The sequence below is a fragment of the Sphingosinicella sp. genome (assembly GCF_013911755.1).
In the GTDB taxonomy this organism is placed as follows: Bacteria; Pseudomonadota; Alphaproteobacteria; order Sphingomonadales; family Sphingomonadaceae; genus Sphingosinicella.
Map to the genome: position 1 here is coordinate 51439 of NZ_JACESP010000001.1, position 17139 is coordinate 68577.

Consider the following 17139-nt stretch of genomic DNA (forward strand, 5'->3'; position numbering starts at 1 on the left):
AAGGAGTCCGACATGAGCGAGACTGAAACCGCCGAAACCCAGAAGGCCGACGATCCCTGGAAGCCGGGGTCGGCGAACCTTCGCCTGCTGCAGGAAATCGATGTTCGCCTTTCGGTCGAAGTCGGCACCAGCCAAGTGAAAATTCGCGATCTGCTGAATCTCAATGAGGGCAGCATCGTGGAACTCGATCGCCCGGCGGGCGCCCCGCTCGACCTGTTCGCAAATGGCACACTCTTTGCGAGGGGCGAGGTGGTGACGGTCGGCGGACGCTTCGGCGTACGGATTACCGACATTGTGGCACCGGGAGAACGCGTCAAGGACATCTGACGCGTCAAGATTTTGACGGGGGTGGACCTTGATCGGGGACTATGTGTTGCGGCTGGCGATCATGCTGCCGCTGGTATGCGGACTGATCGTCGCCGGATTGTGGCTCGCAAAACGCTATAACCTCGGCGGCCTCACGGGTGGGCTCAAGTCCCGCACCACTGTTCGCTCCGCTGCCCGGCTTTCCGAGACGGTGTTCCTCACCCCGGCGGTCAAGCTCGCCGTCGTCGATTTCGAAGGCAAGCGCCTGCTGCTCGCGGTAACGAAGCAGGGCGCGAACCTTCTCTCCGAAGTTCCCGCTCTCAGCTTCACCGTCGAGGATGACGACGATGCGAGCTGATCGCCTGATGCGCCTCGCGCCGTTTCTCGTCGCCGTGCTGTTCGTGCTCGCCGCGCCCGCGCTTGCCCAAACAACGGCCCCTGCCGGACCTTCGCCCGTTCAGTTCGCCGCCGATACGCTGACCGGCGCTGCCGCGCCTGGCGCGCGCCAGCCGCTTTCGCTTTCGCTGCAAGTTCTCGTTCTGATGACGCTGCTGTCGGTTCTGCCGGCAGTGATCCTGATGATGACGGCGTTCACGCGCATCATCATCGTGCTCTCGATCCTGCGGCAGGCGCTCGGACTTGCGCAGACGCCGCCCAATCAGGTGCTGATCGGCCTGTCGCTGTTCCTCACCTTCTTCGTGATGAGCCCCGCGCTGACCGAGATCAACGAAACCGCCTTCAAGCCCTATGCCGCGAACGCGATGCCGATCGATACGGCGGTGGAGAAGGGCGGCACCGTGTTGCACCGCTTCATGATGGCGCAGACGCGGCAGAAGGACATTATCCTCTTCGCCAACCTCAAGAAGGACGGCGCCTACGAGCAGGCTTCGGATGTGCCGTTTTCGGTGCTGCTGCCCGCGTTCGTGACCAGCGAGCTGAAGACGGCGTTCCAGATCGGTTTCCTGATCTTCCTGCCGTTTCTCGTCATCGATCTCGTCGTCGCCGCCGTGCTGATGTCGCTCGGCATGATGATGCTGTCGCCGACCTTGATCTCGCTTCCCTTCAAACTGCTGCTGTTCGTTCTCGTCGACGGCTGGGCGCTCACCATGGGCTCGCTCGCCGGCAGCTTCTTCACGAGTTGAGGAGACAGGCGATGGACGCAGCCTATTTCACCGCCGCCGCCGGACAGGCGCTCTGGATTCTCGTGCTGGTCTCCGCGCCGGTCATCATCCCGGCGCTCGCCATCGGCGTGCTGCTCGGCATGGTGCAGGCGGCAACCTCGATCAACGAGGCGACGCTCAGCTTCGTGCCCAAATTGCTCGGCGTGCTCGTCTGCCTCGGCCTCTTCGGGGGCCTGATGATGGGGCTGCTTGTTGATTTCACGCAGGACATTTTCTCGCGGATTCCGGACCTCGTCAGATGACGAGCGGACTTGACGTCGTACGTCCCTCGACTTCGCTCGGGATGAAGACTGTATGGAGCACCACGTCCATCATCCCGGGCGAAGTCGAGGGACGCACCAACGGACTTGAAGCATGAGCGCTATTCTCTCCGTCGGGATAGAGGCGTGGCTGATGCAGCTGATGTTCGCCATGCTGCGCATCGGCGGCACGCTGGTGGCGGCGCCGATCTTCTCCGCGATCGGCGTGCCTTTGCAGGTGCGCATCGTGCTTGCGGGTGCGATCGGCGTGCTTGTGCTCTCCGTGTATCCGGTGGACGTGCCCTACGATATCCTGTCGTTGCAGGGCCTGGTGATCGTGATTCAGGAGCTGATGATAGGGCTCTCCGTGGGCTTCATCCTCCAGCTCGCCTTCGCTGCGCCGCTGCTCGCGGGTGAGTATATTGCGAATTCGATCGGCCTCGGTTTTGCCAACATGGTCGATCCGCAGAGCGGCAACAACAGCGCCGTCGTCGGCCAGTTCCTGATGATCCTCATGACGCTGCTGTTCCTGGCGCTGAACGGTCACCTCATTCTCGTGCGGCTGATCGTGGAGAGCTATGCCTTGATGCCGCTCGGCGGTGATTGGCTGACGCGCGATCATTTCTGGGCGATCGTGAAGTTCGGCGGCTTCGTGTTCGCGGGCGGGCTCGCCATCGCGCTGCCGGTGGGCTTCGCGCTGTTCGCGCTCAACCTGCTCGTGGGTGTGCTGACACGCACGGCGCCGCAGCTCAACATCTTCGCGGTCGGTCTGCCGCTGACGCTGATGACCGGCTTCGTTGTGCTCGCCATTGCGTTCCCGGCGATGAGCGACCTCATGCAATCCGCCGCGAACACGGGCCTCGACGAGGCGCAGACGTGGCTGGGAGGGCGGTAGGCCGTGGCCGATAAACCCGAACAGGACCAGCAAACCGAGGCCCCGACCGAGAAGCGCAAACGCGACGCGGCGGAAAAGGGCGATGTCCTTCGCTCGCGCGAGCTGACCACCGCGCTCGTCATGCTCATCGGCGCAGGCTATCTGGCGCTTGCGGGTGGCTGGATGGTCTCAAGCCTCGAAACCATGCTGAAAACGGGCCTCCTCGGGCTGAAGCACGGCGGCACCAACTTCCAGCCCGCTGCGATGACCTGGGCGCTCGCCAAGGTTGTCGCGTTTCCGCTTGCCGGATTGCTGCTCACCTGCTTCACGGCCGCGCTCGCGAGCCAGGCGCTGCTCGGCACGTTCCAGTTCAACATGTCGCTCATCGCGCCCAAGGCCTCGCGCATGAACCCGATGAACTACGTGAAGCGCACCTTCGGTATGCAGGGCCTCACCGAGCTCGGCAAATCGATCCTGAAAGTCGTGCTCGTCGGCGCGATCGGCTGGTGGATGCTGTCCGATTATGCGCGCGATATGGCCGCGCTCGGCGCGGAAGACGTGATCGGCGCGATCACGCACACCGGGCATCTCGCGATCGCGTTCCTGCTCATCCTGTCGGCCGGACTCGTCTTGGTTGCCGGGGTCGATATTCCGCTGCAGGCGATCCAGCTGATGCGCAAGCTCAAGATGTCGCGGCAGGAGATCAAGGACGAGGTCAAGCAGACCGAAGGTTCGCCCGAGGTGAAGATGCAGATTCGCCGCCGTCAGCGTGAAGCCACACGCAACAACATGCGTGCGGGAATGAGCCAAGCTCACGTCGTGCTGACGAACCCGACGCACTTTGCCGTCGCGCTCCGCTACGACAAGACCCGCGACCTCGCGCCTGTCGTCGTCGCGAAGGGCAAGGATCTTGTCGCCGAGGTGATTCGCGAGCTTGCGGCGGACAATGACGTGCCTGTGCTCAGCTATCCGCTGCTCGCCCGCGCCGTCTTCTTCACCTCGAAAATCGGGCAGGAAATCCGCGACGATCTCTACGTTGCCGTCGCCGGCGTGCTGGCGTTCGTATTCAGCGTGGAGCGCGACCGCCTGACCCAGCCCGAAATCGACGTACCGGAAGGTGCGCGCTTCGACGAGAAGGGGCAGCCGCTATGATCGAGAAACCTGCGAATCTTTACCGATTATTCCCTAAATCCAGCGCAAAACCGGTCGTGAACAGATTGAGCGGATGGCGCGCGTCCGCACGAACGAGAAGGCAGGTCCAATGTCCATTCTGACGGCGCTCGGCAGCGGGTCGGGCATCGATACGCAAAAGCTTATCGCTGATCTCGTCGCCGCGCAGCGCGCAGGCAGCGACAAGGCCCTGACCGCGCGGCAGACGGCGGTTGACGCCAAGATTTCCAGCCTCTCCACGATCAGCTCGGCGCTCAGCGCCTTCTCGACGGCGCTTGGCTCGCTGGTCAGCAGCGGCGCACTCGGCCGCCAGGTGATCAGCAGCGACACATCATCGATCGCGCTTTCGCTCACCGGTTCGTCGAGCCCGCCGTCGCTGTCGCACACGATCGAGGCGACGCAGCTCGCGCAGCGGCAGACGGTCGCGTCGGGAGCGGTTGCCGATCGCAACGCGCCGATCGGCGAGGGCACGCTCACGATTAGTTTCGGCACGCTTACCGGCACGTTCCCCACCCCGGCGGGCTTCACCGCGGGCACGGCCGCGCCCCTTACCATCGCGATCGGGCCGGAAAACAACAGCCTCGTCGGGCTCCAGCAGGCGATCAACGCGTCGAACGCCGGCGTCACTGCCTCGATCGTCGAGGATTCAAGCGGCGCCCGCCTCGTGCTGCGCGGCGAAACCGGCGCGGAGAAGGCGTTCGCGATAGACGGCAGCGCAGGCCTTGAGGCCTTCGAGTTCGGCCCCGGCACCGCGGGGATGACATGGACGGCGCAGGCGAAGAACGCCGTCGTCGTGATCGACGGCATCACCGTCGAGCGGCCGACGAACAGCATCTCGGACCTTGTCTCGGGCCTCAAGCTCGACCTCAAGAAGGTCACCGACGGTCCCGTGACGATTTCCAGCGATTATGATGCGACGACGCTGAAGACGGCGGTCGGCAACTATGTGGATGTCTACAACCAGCTGATCTCGATGCTCGCCGAGGAAACCCGGCCCGGCAAGGAGGGCGGCGCCGCGGGCGCGCTCGCGGGCGACCGCACGACGCGCGATCTGAAGCGTATGCTCGCCGATCTCAGCACGAAGACGCTGCTGACGGACGGCGGCGGCCCGTCGAGCCTCTCGGAGATCGGCATCAAGACCAACCGCGACGGCACGCTCAGCATTGATGATAAGGCGCTCACGAAAGCGGTGACCAATCATCCGGGCCGCGTCCACGACATGTTCGTGCCCGGGCAGACCAGCAGTTCCGCGCTCGTCGAGATCGCAAACAGCCTCGGCGCAGCGAAGCCGGGCACCTATGCCGTCACCGATATCGTCGCGGCGACCTCGGGCAAGCTGAACGGCGCGGCCGCGCCTTCGGCATTCGACGTGCCGGTCGTCATCGATGCGACGAACAAGAGTTTCACGGTCACGCTCGACGGCCGCACCTCGCTCGCCATCAACCTCCCTGAAGGCAGCTATGCGACCGGTGCGGCGCTCGCCGCGGCGTTCCAGACCGCCATCAACGATGATTCGGTACTGAAGTCGTTCGGTCTGTCGCTGACGGCCGCGTGGGACGGATCGGCCTTCACCTTCACCTCGAAAGGCGTGGGCAGCACCTCGGGCGTCACGCTCGTTGGCCTCGACGGCACGCTTGCGGCCACGCTCGGCCTGGACGTGCCGACCGCGACGGCGGGCACGAACGCTTCGGGCAAGATCGACGGCGTCGATGCAATCGGCATCGGCAACCGCCTGATCGCGCCCTCCTCGTCGGCGGCATCCGGCCTTGCCCTCAATATCCTCGGCAGCGCGACGTCGGCGACGATTGTCGTGCGGTCGACGGTTTCCGGGCTGATCTCCGACATGCAGAAGCAGCTTTCCGCGAGCGGAGGCGGCTTCAAGACCACGTCGGAACGCCTGGCGAAGGAAGCCGAGGCGATCGCCGAGGAGCAGGCGCGCGTCGAATCGCGCAGCCTTGCGCTCGAGGAGCGGCTCACGATCCAGTTCGCAGCGATGGAGCGCGCCGTCGCGGCTTTCAAAAGCACGCAGGAATATATGAAACAGCAGATCGACATGTGGACACGGGATCAGGGCTGATGATGCAGGCCCTTCGCGCGCGGCAGCAGTATGCCGCCATCGACACCGCTACCCGCACCGAGCAGGCGAACCCGCACCGCCTGATCGAGATGCTGTACGACGAACTGCTCTCCGCGCTTCGGCAGGCGGGCATCGCGATCGACCGGGGCGATCTCGCTTTGAAGAGCAGCCGCATCAGCCGCGCGCTTTCGATCCTGCACGGTCTCGAATCGAGCCTCGATTTCAATCGCGGCGGCCCGGTCGCGCAATCGCTTTCGTCGGCCTACGGCTATCTCCGCCAGGAGACGATCGCGGCTGGCCGCGACAATGATTCGCGCCGTTTGGCGGCCGCCACGGAGGCCGCTGCCGGCCTTGGAGACGCGTGGCGGCAGATTCGCCCGTGACCGCGATTCCGGCCCTTCTCACCGATCTCGAATCGCTCTCGGGCATGACGGCGCACGCTGCGGCAGGCGGCGACTGGACGGCTGTTGAGCGCTATGAAACGGTTCGCCTCGCACTCGTGCAGACGCTTTCGGGGCTGGCTGCCGATCCTGCGCTGCGGGCAGAGGCGCTCGGCGCGCTGCGTCAGGCCGAATCGCAGGCGGTGACCATCGGCCACGCCATCGATGTCGGTCGCCGTGCGCACGAGCGCAGCGTCCAAGCGCTGCGCCAATCCGGCACAGCGCGCAGACTCTACGGGAAAACGCGTACGGCTTAGGCGACGGCGCGTTCGCCGCGGCCGATCTGGTATTTGCGCATCTTTTCGATGAGCGAGGTGCGCTGGAGGCCAAGGACGCGGGCAGCGTCGGCGACGATGTCGCCGCTCTGTTCCAGCGCCGCGTGAATCAAGGACTGTTCGAGTTTCGCGACGAGCGCGCGCATGTCGCACGTGCCGGCGCCCAGAAGCCCGCGCGGGTCCATGTCGAAGCTGTTGGTGCCATAGGGGCGAAGCGGCACGACAGGGGCAGTTTCCGGCAGGCGCGTGTCGGCTTCCTCCTCGGAAACGCTGGTCGCTTCCCAGAGCGCGGCATCCTCGTTCGCAAGTTCGCGGCGCTCGAGCGTCGCGCCGATCAGCATTTCGACGTCGTCGACGCCGATGTCGCCCTCGCCGAACAGCACGACTGCGCGTTCAACGACGTTGCGCAGCTCGCGGATGTTGCCCGGCCAGCTGTGCTGGCAGAGTGCGCGCAGCGCCGAGGCGTCGAAGCGCAGCTTCGTGCCCGACTGCTTCAGGAAGTGCGCGATCAGCATCGGAATATCTTCGCGGCGATCGGCGAGCGCCGGCAGCTGCAGCGGGAAGATGTTGAGGCGGTAGAAGAGGTCTTCGCGGAAGCGCCCCTCGGCGATCGCTTGCTCCAGGTTCTTGTGCGTGGCGGAGATGACGCGCACGTCAACGGCCATCGTCTTGTTGCTGCCGACGCGCTCGATCTTGCGTTCTTCGAGAACGCGCAGCAGCTTCACCTGCATGTCGGCGGGCATGTCGCCGATCTCGTCGAGGAAAATCGTGCCGCCGTCAGCGGCCTCGAAGCGACCTTTGCGGCTTTGCAGCGCGCCGGTGAAAGCGCCCTTTTCGTGGCCGAAGAGTTCCGATTCGATGAGTTCGCGGGGGATGGCGCCACAGTTCACGGCGACGAATTCGTTGTTCCGACGGGCAGAGGCGAGGTGCAGGCAGCGCGCGACGACCTCCTTGCCGGTGCCGGACGGGCCCGTGACGAGCACGGAAGCCTGCGAACCGGCGAGACGCATGATGAGGTTTCGAACCCTGACGATCGCTTCACTGCGACCGATAAGCAGCGTTTCCAGTTCGGCCATACCGCCGCCCGCTGCAGCCCCCGTTGCAACCGTCATCATGTTCCCCCTCGGCGACACCCCTGCCGCCGTGAAACAGGGTGTAACAGTGAAATGGTTAACGAAATTTATACATGGAATCCTTAATTCTCAATGCATTGTAAATTTCACTGGTTCGTTACGAAAGCGCAGCATTCCGGCCGTTTCTGACGTGTAACGGTTAAATTCCGGCGTACCATTCGTAGCCCACACGGTCTTCCCAATAACCGCCCTTCCCGCTGCCGGTGTTAGCAAAGGTTGACGCGACCTCAACGCGCGTCACGAACTTGGCGTGCTTGTAGCCGAGCTGCCGTTCGACCCTCAGGCGCAGCGGCGCACCGTGGCCGATAGGCAGCGGGGCATCGTTCATACCCCAGGCGAGAATCGTCTGCGGGTGGAAGGCATCGATGAGGTCGATCGATTCATAGTAGCGCGTGCCGCGGAAATCGTCGGCGCAGTGGAAGATCACATAACGCGCGCCGTCCCGAAGCCCGGCGCCGTCGAGCAGCGTTTTCAGCGGCACGCCGGTCCACTTGCCGATCGCGCTCCACCCCTCCACACAATCGTGCCGCGTGATCTGCGTGCGTGCGGGGAGGGCGCGGATCGCGCCCAGCGACAGGGCCAGCGGGCGCTCGACCAGCCCGTCGACAACGAGCCGCCAGTCCGCAAAGCCGTTCGCCGCATGGCGCGCATAGGCTGGGTCAGCGGGCAGCGTGTTGCCGTTCATGCGAAACACGGGTGACATCTCCGCCGCGCTGAACTCGCGTGCGAGCGCCTCACGGCTGCTGATCAGCCTTTGCGCGCGCATTGTAAGCTTTTCGGCGCTGAACAGGGCCTCTCGGAAGCCTTCGCTCTGGCCGAGCCGGTCGCAGCCCGAAACCGCGAGGCCGGCGCCGGCAACGAGACTCCCGACGAGTCCGCGACGGGTAACAAGGTGTTTCATGGCGTATCATCCGGTATGCGGTGGCGGCCGGTGATCATCGACCTGATCCCGTTCAAGGGGCCCGAGAGCAGCACCATCAGCAAATGCACGGCGATGAAGGCGGCGATCAGCGCCGCGCTGATGAAATGCACCGATCGCGCCGATTGCCGCCCGCCGAACAGGTCGACGAGCCAGGGCCACGCCGCGTCCATCGCGGGCGACATGGCAAGACCGCTCAGCACCATCGCGGGCAGCAGGGCGAACAGCGTGCCCGCATAAGCGAGCTTCTGCAGCACGTTGTAGCGGAGCGCCGCCTCGCCGCGCGGGAAGCGAAGCCGGGCGTGGGCCTTGATGTCCTGCCACAGGTGGGCGGGCGCAAGCTCCCGCCTGCCTGGCAGAAGCTCAGCGGCATGGCGGCTGGCGACCGTCCAGACGAGGTACAGGCTCCCCGCGACGGCGAGCAGCCATGCGAACGCGATGTGCCAGCGCCGGGCGAGCGCCAGATTGTAATTGGACGGGATCGTCGCCCAGTGCGGGAAGGCAAGCGCGCGCGAGACGCCGTTCGGGTCGGTCCAGCGCCCGAGCACGCCGGTCGTCTCGACGCGCAGATCGCCGACACGCAGCACGCCGGATGTGCGCGTCGCGTAGATTTCCAGCCAGGCCGGGTCCGGATTGGCGCCGTATGCGCCCCAGTAGAGGCGCGGGTGCGCGTTGAAGATCATCAGGCCGCTCATCAGCAGCACGAACACCGCGATCGCATTCGTCCAGTGCCAGAGCCTGACGGGCAACCTGTGGCGGCGGACGATCACGCTACCAGCCCTTTGCCGCGATCCAGTAAGGACCGGTGCAGGCGCGCGGGATGCCTTCCAGCAGGTAGCCGGGCGGCGGCGGTTCGGTGGTGCCGCCGCCGGAAAGCGACACGGCGCTTCCGACCGCGAGCGTGCGGCCCGCCGCGCCGTCACGCACGACGAGCTTGCCGCCCTCTTCGGAAAGCCGGGCGGAGGAGGGCCAGAGCACGAGGCGGCTCTCGCCGGCTTCGCTGCCGACGCGCAGGCACCCGTCCTTCACGAACAGCGTGCCCGTGAAAAGCGCCCGCATCGCGGCGCCCGAAGGATCGCGCGCCTGCGGGAAATGGGTGACGGCACCCAGCGTCTGCGGGCGCGGGATGCTGTCGTCGCCGACGACATCGAGCACTACCGCTGGCGACAGCTTCAGTCGGCCCGCGGCGATGGCGGCCTTTGCCGCCGCATCGTCGACGACATGGAGGAGGACGCGGTTCGCCTCGATGTCCCGCTCAGTACCGACAAGCGCCAGCCCGGCGGCCTGGAACGCGTCTTTCGCTTCGGTTTCGGCGGCGGTGAGGTCTGCGAGCGAATAGTCGACGCTGCGCGCCACAAAGGCGTCGTCCCCGACGTAGCGTTTCAGCTTTGCGGCGGCATCGCCCTTGAACAGCACAACGGCCTGCGCCTTCGGCTCGTGCTCGAGATAGAGGCCCGCGAAATCCGGGTCGGAGCGCACGCGGAGCTGGAACACGGCGAGTCGGTCCGCAAGCCGCATCCGTGCCTCCGCCTCTTCAAGGCTGATGCCGAGCGTGCGCGACAGGTGCAGCGCGGAATCCGCCGCGCTTGTCGGCTCGGGCTGCTGCGCGGCCGCGCTCGCGGCGAGCAGTGCAAGCGGGGGCAGTGTCAGGCGGTACAGGCTGTTCACGGCGTCCTCTTGTATTATGTGGCTAACACACCCAATATGGTGGTAAGCATAGGACAGGAAACGGATCATTAGGAGCGGTAATGCAAACCGAAACCGAGCTGAAGCTTCAGGCCCCCGATCCCGTGATCGCCGTGGCGCCCGAAAAAGCAGCGGGACTCGTGCCGATCAGCGACGAGAAAAAGACCAAGCTTGAAGCCACAGTCGACAGCTTCGTCGACGATCTGCTGGCGCAGGATGCGAACAGCCCCGCCTTCGGCAAGCTTGTCGATGAGGTGACGGCGCTCGGCCGCCGCGAAATCGCCGAGGCCGCGCAGCAATCGAACCGCTTCCTCGATCGCCCGGTGAAGGCGATCAATGCCGAGGGCAATATCGGCAAGGACCTCGTCGCGCTGCGCCGCACGGTCGAAGACCTCGATCCGGGCACGGACGGCAAGAAACTCGCCCCCCGCAAGATTCTCGGCATCATTCCCTTCGGCAGCCGCGCCAACCGCTATTTCGACAAGTACCGCTCAGCGCAGAGCCACATTTCGGGCATCCTCGACAACCTGTCGAACAGCCGCGAGGAGCTGTTCCGCGACAATGCCGCGATCGACGTCGAGCGCCAGAACCTCTGGAAGACGATGGAGAAGCTCGAGCAGATGATCCACGTCTCGAAGACGCTGGACGCGAAGCTTGAGGCGGCTGCGGCGGAGCTTGAGGTTTCCGACCCGGCGAAGGCCAAGGCGATCCGCGAAAGCGCGCTGTTCTACGCGCGCCAGCGGACGACCGACCTTCTCACGCAGATGGCGGTGAGCGTGCAGGGTTATCTCGCGCTCGATCTCGTCAAGAAGAACAATGTCGAGCTGACGAAAGGCGTCGACCGCGCCTCGACGACGACGGTGTCGGCGCTGCGCACGGCCGTCACGGTCGCGCAGGCGCTGACCAGCCAGCGACTTGTCCTCGACCAGATCACGGCGCTCAATACGACGACGGCGGGCGTGATCGATTCGACGAGCACGATGCTCAGGAACCAGACGGGCGAAATCCACAAGCAGGCCGCGTCCGCGACGATCCCGATCGAAACGCTGAAGCGCGCCTTCGAAAACATCTACGCGACGATGGATTCGATCGACACGTTCAAGATGGAAGCGCTGGCCTCGATGAAGGAAACGGTCGAGACGCTGTCGGGCGAGGTCGAGAAGTCGCGCGGCTACATCGCGCGCGCCGAGGGTGCGTCGCAGGCGCAGATCAAGGGCCCGGCGACGACCTTCAAGGCGATCGAGGGCTGACCCGTGGCGCGTGATGTTTCGCAGATGCTGGGCCGTGCCGACGAGGCACTGAAACGCCTTGGCCAGACGCCGGAGGGCCGCGCCGCCGCGCTCAGGCGCACGCAGCGGCACGCAAAATCAGTGGCGCAACGTATCGCCAATGCGGGCATGGCAGCGGGCGGGATCGCGCTGGCCGCGTTGCTTTTCGCGATGTTCATCGCGCCGCTCGGCATAAACGGCTTCCTGCTGCTCGTGCTCGCGGTGGCGGGCGTCGGCGGCTGGCTTCTGCTGCGTCGCCCGCAGGCGGAGATGCCGACCCCGCAGGCCATGAAAAATACCGATCTTGCTGCGATTCCCCGCCGTGTCGAGGCGTGGCTGGAGCGCCAGCGGCGCAGCCTCCCGGCGCGCGCGTCGAAGCTGATCGACGAGATCCTGCTGCGCCTCGAAGTGCTCGGCGAGCAGCTTGGGCAGGTGCCGGCCGGCCAGCCCATCGCGGGCGACGCGCGCCGCCTCATCGGCGAGCATCTGCCGCGCCTCGTCGACACCTACCTCAAGGTGCCGCAGGCCTATCGCACGCCGGGGAGCGAGCCGGAGCAGCAGCTTCTGGAAGGTCTTGTCACCATAGCCGATGAGCTTCGCCGCCTTTCCGAGCAGCTTGTGCGCGGTGATCTCGATGCGCTTGCCGTCGAAGGCAAGTTCCTCGAACAGCGCTACAAGGAAAACGGCACACTTACGTAGAAGTCTGACGGCCTCTCAATCCCGTGCGGTGGACGCGCGCCCCGGCACATGTCTATCTGGCGGGCGAGGAGAGGACCCATGGATTTCGATCTGCCCGCCGAGCTCATCGCCTACCTCGCCGAACTTGACGCCTTCATCGAAGCGGAGATCAGACCGCTCGAGCGCGCGGCCGATAACATCCGCTACTTCGACCACCGCCGCGAATGGGCACGCACCGATTTCGAGAACGGCGGCCTTCCCCACCCCGAATGGGAAGCGCTGCTCGCCGAAGCCCAGCGCCGCGCCGACGCGGCCGGCCACTGGCGCTTCTCCGCACCGAAAAAGTACGGCGGCAGGGAGGGCTCCAACCTCTGGATGGCGGTGATCCGCGAACACTTCGCCGCCAAGGGCCTCGGCCTCCACAACGATCTTCAGAACGAGCACTCGATCGTCGGCAATTTCCCCTTCGTCGCCATGTTCGAGGAATTCGGCACCGAGGCGCAGAAGCAAGAGTTCATCCTCGGCGGCTTCAACCGCGAGCGCATCGTCGCCTTCGGCCTCACCGAGCCCGACCACGGCTCCGACGCGACGCACATGGAAACGCGCGCTGTACCCGAAACGCGCGGCGGCGTGCCCGGCTGGCGCATCGACGGCGAGAAGATGTGGACCACGGGAATGCACGTCGCCACGCATTGCGCGACCTTCGCGCGTACGGACGGCGCGGATGGCGACGCGCGGGGCATCACGTGCCTCCTCGTGCCGTCCGATACGCCGGGCGTGAAGATCGAGGAATATCTCTGGACCTTCAACATGCCGACGGACCATCCGCGCGTGTCGTTCACGAACGTCTGGGTGCCCGAAACCGCTGTGCTCGGCACGCCGGGCGCGGGGCTCGCGCTCGCGCAGTCGTTCGTCCACCAGAACCGCATCCGGCAGGCGGCCTCGTCGCTCGGCGCGGCGGTGTTCTGCATCGAGGAGAGCGTGACATACGCGCGAACGCGCAAGCCCTTCGGCAAGCCGCTCGCGGAAAACCAGGCGATCCAGTTCCCGCTCGTCGAACTCGCGACGCAGGCCGAGATGCTGCGGCTGCTGATCCGCAAGACCGCGTGGGAGATGGACCGGATGCCGCACAAGGCGATCGAGCGCGCGCTTTCGGACCGCGTTTCCATGTGCAACTATTGGGCGAACCGGCTCGTCTGCGAGGCGGCGGATCGCGCCATGCAGGTGCACGGCGGCATCGGCTATTCGCGGCACAAGCCGTTCGAGCACATTTACCGCCACCACCGCCGCTACCGCATCACAGAAGGGGCCGAAGAAATTCAGATGCGCAAGGTCGCGGCGTTCCTGTTCGGCTACATGGGGCCGCGGAAGGCCGCGTTCGCGGGCGCGTAAATGACGAAGCGGCTCCTCATCGTCTGGCACTCCATGACCGGCGGTACGCGTCAGATGGCCCACGCGGCGGCGCAGGGCGCGCGCCGGGAGGAGGACGTGGCGGTTGTGCTGAAACCGGCCCTCGAGGCCAGCCCCGACGACCTGCTCGCGGCGGACGGTTACATCTTCGCGTGCCCGGAAAACCTCGCCGCGATCGCGGGCGTGATGAAGGCATTCTTCGACCGCTGTTACTATCCCGCGCTCGGCCGCATCGAGGGTCGGCCCTACGTAACGCTCGTCTGCGCAGGCACGGACGGGACGAACGCCATACGCCAGATCGAACGGATCGCAACCGGCTGGCGGCTGAAACCCGCCGCCGATCCGCGCATCGTGCTGACCCATGCCGACACGCCCGAAGCGATCCTCGCACCAAAGGTGATAGGTCCGGACGATCTTGAGGCGTGCCGGGATATGGGCCATGCGCTGGCGGCGGGCCTTGCGATGGGCATAGTGTAGGGGATGGTGATGGCGGGCTTTTCTTTCGATCTCTCGGGGCGCATCGCGCTGGTGACCGGTGCGTCTTCAGGCTTCGGGGCCCGGTTCGCACGGCAGCTCGCGGCAAGCGGCGCCAAGGTCGCGCTCGGCGCGCGGCGCGTCGATATGCTGAGCGCTCTTGCCGATGAGATCGCGGGCGCGGGCGGCGAAGCGCTCGCGGTGGAGATGGATGTCTCGAACGAGGCCTCCGTGATCGCGGCCTACGACCGCATCGAGGGCGTGTTCGGCACGCCGGACAGCATCATCGCCAATGCCGGCATGAACGTCGAAGGCCCGGCGACCGAGCTCGCGGTGGAGAACTTCAATCGCGTGATGGGTGTGAACCTCACCGGCGTGTTCCTCACCGTCCGCGAGGGCGCGCGTCGGCTGATGGCGGCGGGCGCGCGTGAGCGCGGGCACGGCCGCATCGTCATCGTCTCGTCGATCACCGCGAACGCGGTGGAGCCCGGCCTTGCCGCTTACTCCGCTTCGAAGGCTGCCGTGCAGCAGATGGGCAAGGTGCTTGCGCGCGACTGGGTGCGGCAGGGCATCAACGTCAATTCGATCTGCCCCGGCTATGCACGCACCGAGCTCAACAGCGAGTGGTTCGACACCGAACCCGGGCAGAAGCACATCGCCAAGTTTCCCCGCCGCCGCCTGATGGCGGAGGACAGCCTCGACGCGATGCTGCTCTACCTCGCTTCGGACGCAAGCGCGGCGATCACCGGTTCCAGCTTCACTCTCGATGATGGCCAGTCGCTGTAGGGGCTGAACCTTCGGGCCGCGCGTTCGTTTCAGCGTGGGGGCACCGCGAAGGAGAAGTCCCGTGCCGCTCGAAGTCTTTCCCCTGGCGCTCCTCGCCGCGATCCTCATCACATTCGCGGCGGGCACCTATCTGCTGATCCACTTCCGCGCGCTCGCGCGCCTTTTGCCGAGCCGTCATCTGGTGCCGGGGCCGAAAACCTCGCGAGCGCCGCCGCAATCGCGGGGCCTGGTGATTGCCGCGCTCATCGCCTTCAATGTCGGCTGGATCGCCAGCGTCGCGATCTGGAGCTTTACCGCGTCAGGCGAAGCGAATGACGCCGTGGTTTCTGTGCACGGTCAGGCAAGTTCGTAGTCTGACGGATCCGGCCTCAGTGTCGCCGCCCAGTAGTCGACAAGCGCGAACGGCCAGTTCTGGCTGACACGGCCGGTGGCATTCTTGTACCAGCTCGAAACCCCCGGTTGGCCCCATGCCATCCGCGCGTTCCCTGCATCGACGCGGGTATTGAACACATCGTGCACGTCTTCGCGCACATCGAGCGTTCTCGCGCCTACTTCACCGAGCATCCCCAGCGCGCGAACGACGTACCGCACCGAACATTCCGAAAAGAAGATGATGCTGCCGTTGACGACGATGTTGGTGTTCGGCCCGTAGAGCATGAAGAAGTTCGGGAAGCCCGGCACGGTCATGCCGAGATAGGCGCGCGCGTCGCCCTGCCAGCGCTCGTGGAGCTCGATCCCGTCCCGGCCCACAACCTTGAACGTCGACAGGAAGTCGCTCGCCTTGAAGCCGGTGCCGTAGATGATCACGTCGTATTCGTGGGTTTTCCCGTCCGCCGTCTCGATGCCCGTCTCGGTGATACGCGCGATCGGGGTTTGTTCGAGCTGCACGTTGTCGCGGCGCAGCGCGGCGATCCACACGCCATTGTCGCGAAGACTGCGTTTGCCGCCGATCGGATAGTCCGGGATCACGGCGGAGAGGAGATCGGGCCGCCCCTCACACTGCAGGCCGATCTGCTGCACCAGCGCATTCCGGAGTTCGAGATTCATCGCGCCGATCGTGCCCGGCGGGCCGTTCCATGCGTCATCCGCCTTCACGAACGGCAGGATGCCGTCGGTCATCATCCAGAACAGCCAGAATCTGTACCACTTCTCGTAGAAGGGCACGTTTTCGAGCAGCCACTGGACATTGTCGGTGACGGGATCGTGGTAGTTGGGTGTCGGCCCGCCCCACGGCGGCGTGCGCTGGAACACCGTGAGGTTGCCCACATCCGCCGCGATTTCCGGCACGAACTGATACGCGCTCGCGCCCGTGCCGATCACCGCGACGCGTTTGCCTTTGAGGTCGACGTCATGCCGCCAGCGCGCACTGTGGAATGCCGGGCCCTTGAACGTGCCGACGCCGGGAATGTCGGGAAGGCGCGGCTGGTTGAGCTGCCCCACGGCGCTGATCAGCGCATCGGCTTCGATGCTGCCTGCGTGCTGCCCGGAGAGCGTAAGGCGCCATAGCGCGGCGGCTTCGTCCCACTCCGCGGCGTCCACGCTCGTCCCGAAGCGGATCAGCGGGCGCAGGTCATATTTGTCGGCGATGTCGCGGAAATAGGCGAGCAGGGTCGGCTGCGTTGAATAGTGGGCGGGCCAGTGGTGGTTTGCCTCGAAGGAATAGGAATAGAGGTGGCTCGGGTTGTCGACGCGGCAGCCGGGGTAGGTGTTTTCCAGCCACGTGCCGCCGACGTCCGCGTTCTTTTCGACGATCACCACGTCATGCCCGGCTTGCCGCAGGCGGATCGCGGCGAGAAGTCCCGACATGCCCGCGCCGACGATCGCGACGCGCTTCTTCACCGGCGCAGGCTCGGGCCGCTTGGGATCGGCGCTTTCGAGGCCGAGTTCCTCCATCAGGAAGGGCACGTAGTGCTTCGGGATGTCGGCCCCGGCGATGAAATCCATCATCCGGCGCACGGTCGCGGCATCCGGCGGCGGGGGCAGGGGGGTGCCCGCGAGATGCGCACCGATCGCGTCGGCCGCGCGCTGCCGCACCGCATCCTGCAGAGCGGGCGGCAGGTTGCCTTGCCCGTCGCCGAAGAAATCGTAGGTCGGGCAATTTTCGGGCGTCAGCATGCTTGCATCCCCGGTCAGATGCACGAGCGCGCACATCAGCGACGGGATATGCGCTTCATTAAGCGCGGCTTCGATTCGGCCTCTCGTCATGGCGGTCTCTCCCCAGAG

At 65.6% G+C, this 17139-nt stretch carries 20 protein-coding genes; 15 read left to right on the forward strand and 5 right to left on the reverse strand.

Going from position 1 to position 17139, the window contains the following annotated elements:
* The first annotated feature begins 12 nt into the window (after positions 1-12).
* The 9 genes from fliN (at position 13) to H2052_RS00360 (ending at position 6544) form a co-directional block, all read left to right on the forward strand.
* Positions 13-327: a flagellar motor switch protein FliN gene (gene fliN, locus H2052_RS00320; RefSeq protein WP_293776519.1), complete on the forward strand. Its 315-nt coding sequence runs from the start codon at positions 13-15 to the stop codon at positions 325-327.
* A 28-nt stretch (positions 328-355) separates the two neighbouring features.
* Positions 356-664, forward strand: coding sequence for a flagellar biosynthetic protein FliO (locus H2052_RS00325; protein ID WP_293776522.1), 309 nt, complete (start codon positions 356-358; stop codon positions 662-664).
* Positions 654-1448, forward strand: coding sequence for a flagellar type III secretion system pore protein FliP (gene fliP, locus H2052_RS00330; RefSeq protein ID WP_293776524.1), 795 nt, complete (start codon positions 654-656; stop codon positions 1446-1448). Before H2052_RS00325 ends, fliP begins: the two co-directional genes overlap by 11 nt.
* 11 nt (positions 1449-1459) lie before the next feature.
* Positions 1460-1729: a flagellar biosynthesis protein FliQ gene (fliQ, locus tag H2052_RS00335; RefSeq protein ID WP_293776527.1), complete on the forward strand. Its 270-nt coding sequence runs from the start codon at positions 1460-1462 to the stop codon at positions 1727-1729.
* Between the two features lie 112 nt (positions 1730-1841).
* Positions 1842-2621 (forward strand): flagellar biosynthetic protein FliR, encoded by a 780-nt coding sequence (gene fliR, locus H2052_RS00340; RefSeq protein ID WP_293776530.1) that lies wholly within the window; start codon positions 1842-1844, stop codon positions 2619-2621.
* Between the two features lie 3 nt (positions 2622-2624).
* Positions 2625-3752 (forward strand): flagellar type III secretion system protein FlhB, encoded by a 1128-nt coding sequence (locus tag H2052_RS00345; RefSeq protein WP_293776532.1) that lies wholly within the window; start codon positions 2625-2627, stop codon positions 3750-3752.
* Between the two features lie 109 nt (positions 3753-3861).
* Entirely contained in the window at positions 3862-5847 is a 1986-nt protein-coding gene (gene fliD, locus H2052_RS00350) for a flagellar filament capping protein FliD (protein ID WP_293776535.1), read from the forward strand.
* Positions 5847-6230 carry a flagellar export chaperone FliS gene (fliS, locus tag H2052_RS00355; RefSeq protein ID WP_293776538.1) on the forward strand — a complete coding sequence of 128 codons (384 nt, stop codon included), beginning with the start codon at positions 5847-5849 and terminating at the stop codon, positions 6228-6230. The genes fliD and fliS overlap by 1 nt, the downstream gene beginning before the upstream one ends.
* Positions 6227-6544, forward strand: a complete 318-nt coding sequence (locus H2052_RS00360; RefSeq protein WP_293776541.1) for a hypothetical protein — start codon at positions 6227-6229, stop codon at positions 6542-6544. Before fliS ends, H2052_RS00360 begins: the two co-directional genes overlap by 4 nt.
* Here H2052_RS00360 and H2052_RS00365 read toward each other — a convergent pair.
* The 4 genes from H2052_RS00365 to H2052_RS00380 form a co-directional block, all read right to left on the reverse strand.
* Positions 6541-7674 (reverse strand): sigma-54 dependent transcriptional regulator, encoded by a 1134-nt coding sequence (locus H2052_RS00365; protein WP_293776544.1) that lies wholly within the window; start codon positions 7672-7674, stop codon positions 6541-6543. The genes H2052_RS00360 and H2052_RS00365 overlap by 4 nt on opposite strands.
* A 160-nt stretch (positions 7675-7834) precedes the next feature.
* Positions 7835-8596, reverse strand: a complete 762-nt coding sequence (locus H2052_RS00370; protein WP_293776547.1) for a molybdopterin-binding protein — start codon at positions 8594-8596, stop codon at positions 7835-7837.
* Complete coding sequence (locus H2052_RS00375) at positions 8593-9384, reverse strand: cytochrome b/b6 domain-containing protein (protein ID WP_293776549.1); 792 nt, start codon at positions 9382-9384, stop codon at positions 8593-8595. Before H2052_RS00375 ends, H2052_RS00370 begins: the two co-directional genes overlap by 4 nt.
* Before the next feature lies 1 nt (position 9385).
* Positions 9386-10282 carry a hypothetical protein gene (locus H2052_RS00380; RefSeq protein ID WP_293776552.1) on the reverse strand — a complete coding sequence of 299 codons (897 nt, stop codon included), beginning with the start codon at positions 10280-10282 and terminating at the stop codon, positions 9386-9388.
* An 80-nt stretch (positions 10283-10362) separates the two neighbouring features.
* Here H2052_RS00380 and H2052_RS00385 point away from each other — a divergent pair, with 80 nt between their 5' ends.
* The 6 genes from H2052_RS00385 (at position 10363) to H2052_RS00410 (ending at position 15268) form a co-directional block, all read left to right on the forward strand.
* Entirely contained in the window at positions 10363-11550 is a 1188-nt protein-coding gene (locus H2052_RS00385; RefSeq protein WP_293776555.1) for a toxic anion resistance protein, read from the forward strand.
* A gap of 3 nt (positions 11551-11553) precedes the next feature.
* Entirely contained in the window at positions 11554-12267 is a 714-nt protein-coding gene (locus H2052_RS00390) for a hypothetical protein (RefSeq protein ID WP_293776557.1), read from the forward strand.
* Positions 12268-12345: 78 nt separating this feature from the next.
* Positions 12346-13638 (forward strand): acyl-CoA dehydrogenase family protein, encoded by a 1293-nt coding sequence (locus H2052_RS00395; RefSeq protein ID WP_293776559.1) that lies wholly within the window; start codon positions 12346-12348, stop codon positions 13636-13638.
* A complete protein-coding gene (locus H2052_RS00400) occupies positions 13639-14133 on the forward strand; it encodes an NAD(P)H-dependent oxidoreductase (RefSeq protein ID WP_293776561.1) in 495 nt (164 codons plus the stop codon).
* Positions 14134-14142: 9 nt separating this feature from the next.
* Positions 14143-14916 (forward strand): SDR family NAD(P)-dependent oxidoreductase, encoded by a 774-nt coding sequence (locus H2052_RS00405; protein WP_366484144.1) that lies wholly within the window; start codon positions 14143-14145, stop codon positions 14914-14916.
* A gap of 61 nt (positions 14917-14977) precedes the next feature.
* Positions 14978-15268: a hypothetical protein gene (locus H2052_RS00410; RefSeq protein ID WP_293776568.1), complete on the forward strand. Its 291-nt coding sequence runs from the start codon at positions 14978-14980 to the stop codon at positions 15266-15268.
* Here H2052_RS00410 and H2052_RS00415 read toward each other — a convergent pair.
* Positions 15253-17121, reverse strand: a complete 1869-nt coding sequence (locus H2052_RS00415) for an NAD(P)/FAD-dependent oxidoreductase (protein ID WP_293776571.1) — start codon at positions 17119-17121, stop codon at positions 15253-15255. The genes H2052_RS00410 and H2052_RS00415 overlap by 16 nt on opposite strands.
* Between the last annotated feature and the right edge of the window lie 18 nt (positions 17122-17139).

What these genes read in the sequence shown, in the direction of transcription:
- fliN (WP_293776519.1), top strand. Translation starts at nt 13, where the DNA reads ATGAGCGAGACTGAAACCGCCGAAACCCAGAAGGCCGACGATCCCTGG.
- fliP (WP_293776524.1), top strand. Translation starts at nt 654, where the DNA reads ATGCGAGCTGATCGCCTGATGCGCCTCGCGCCGTTTCTCGTCGCCGTG.
- fliQ (WP_293776527.1), top strand. Translation starts at nt 1,460, where the DNA reads ATGGACGCAGCCTATTTCACCGCCGCCGCCGGACAGGCGCTCTGGATT.
- fliR (WP_293776530.1), top strand. Translation starts at nt 1,842, where the DNA reads ATGAGCGCTATTCTCTCCGTCGGGATAGAGGCGTGGCTGATGCAGCTG.
- fliD (WP_293776535.1), top strand. Translation starts at nt 3,862, where the DNA reads ATGTCCATTCTGACGGCGCTCGGCAGCGGGTCGGGCATCGATACGCAA.
- fliS (WP_293776538.1), top strand. Translation starts at nt 5,847, where the DNA reads ATGATGCAGGCCCTTCGCGCGCGGCAGCAGTATGCCGCCATCGACACC.
- H2052_RS00365 (WP_293776544.1), bottom strand. Translation starts at nt 7,674, where the DNA reads ATGACGGTTGCAACGGGGGCTGCAGCGGGCGGCGGTATGGCCGAACTG.
- H2052_RS00370 (WP_293776547.1), bottom strand. Translation starts at nt 8,596, where the DNA reads ATGAAACACCTTGTTACCCGTCGCGGACTCGTCGGGAGTCTCGTTGCC.
- H2052_RS00385 (WP_293776555.1), top strand. Translation starts at nt 10,363, where the DNA reads ATGCAAACCGAAACCGAGCTGAAGCTTCAGGCCCCCGATCCCGTGATC.
- H2052_RS00395 (WP_293776559.1), top strand. Translation starts at nt 12,346, where the DNA reads ATGGATTTCGATCTGCCCGCCGAGCTCATCGCCTACCTCGCCGAACTT.
- H2052_RS00400 (WP_293776561.1), top strand. Translation starts at nt 13,639, where the DNA reads ATGACGAAGCGGCTCCTCATCGTCTGGCACTCCATGACCGGCGGTACG.
- H2052_RS00405 (WP_366484144.1), top strand. Translation starts at nt 14,143, where the DNA reads ATGGCGGGCTTTTCTTTCGATCTCTCGGGGCGCATCGCGCTGGTGACC.
- H2052_RS00415 (WP_293776571.1), bottom strand. Translation starts at nt 17,121, where the DNA reads ATGACGAGAGGCCGAATCGAAGCCGCGCTTAATGAAGCGCATATCCCG.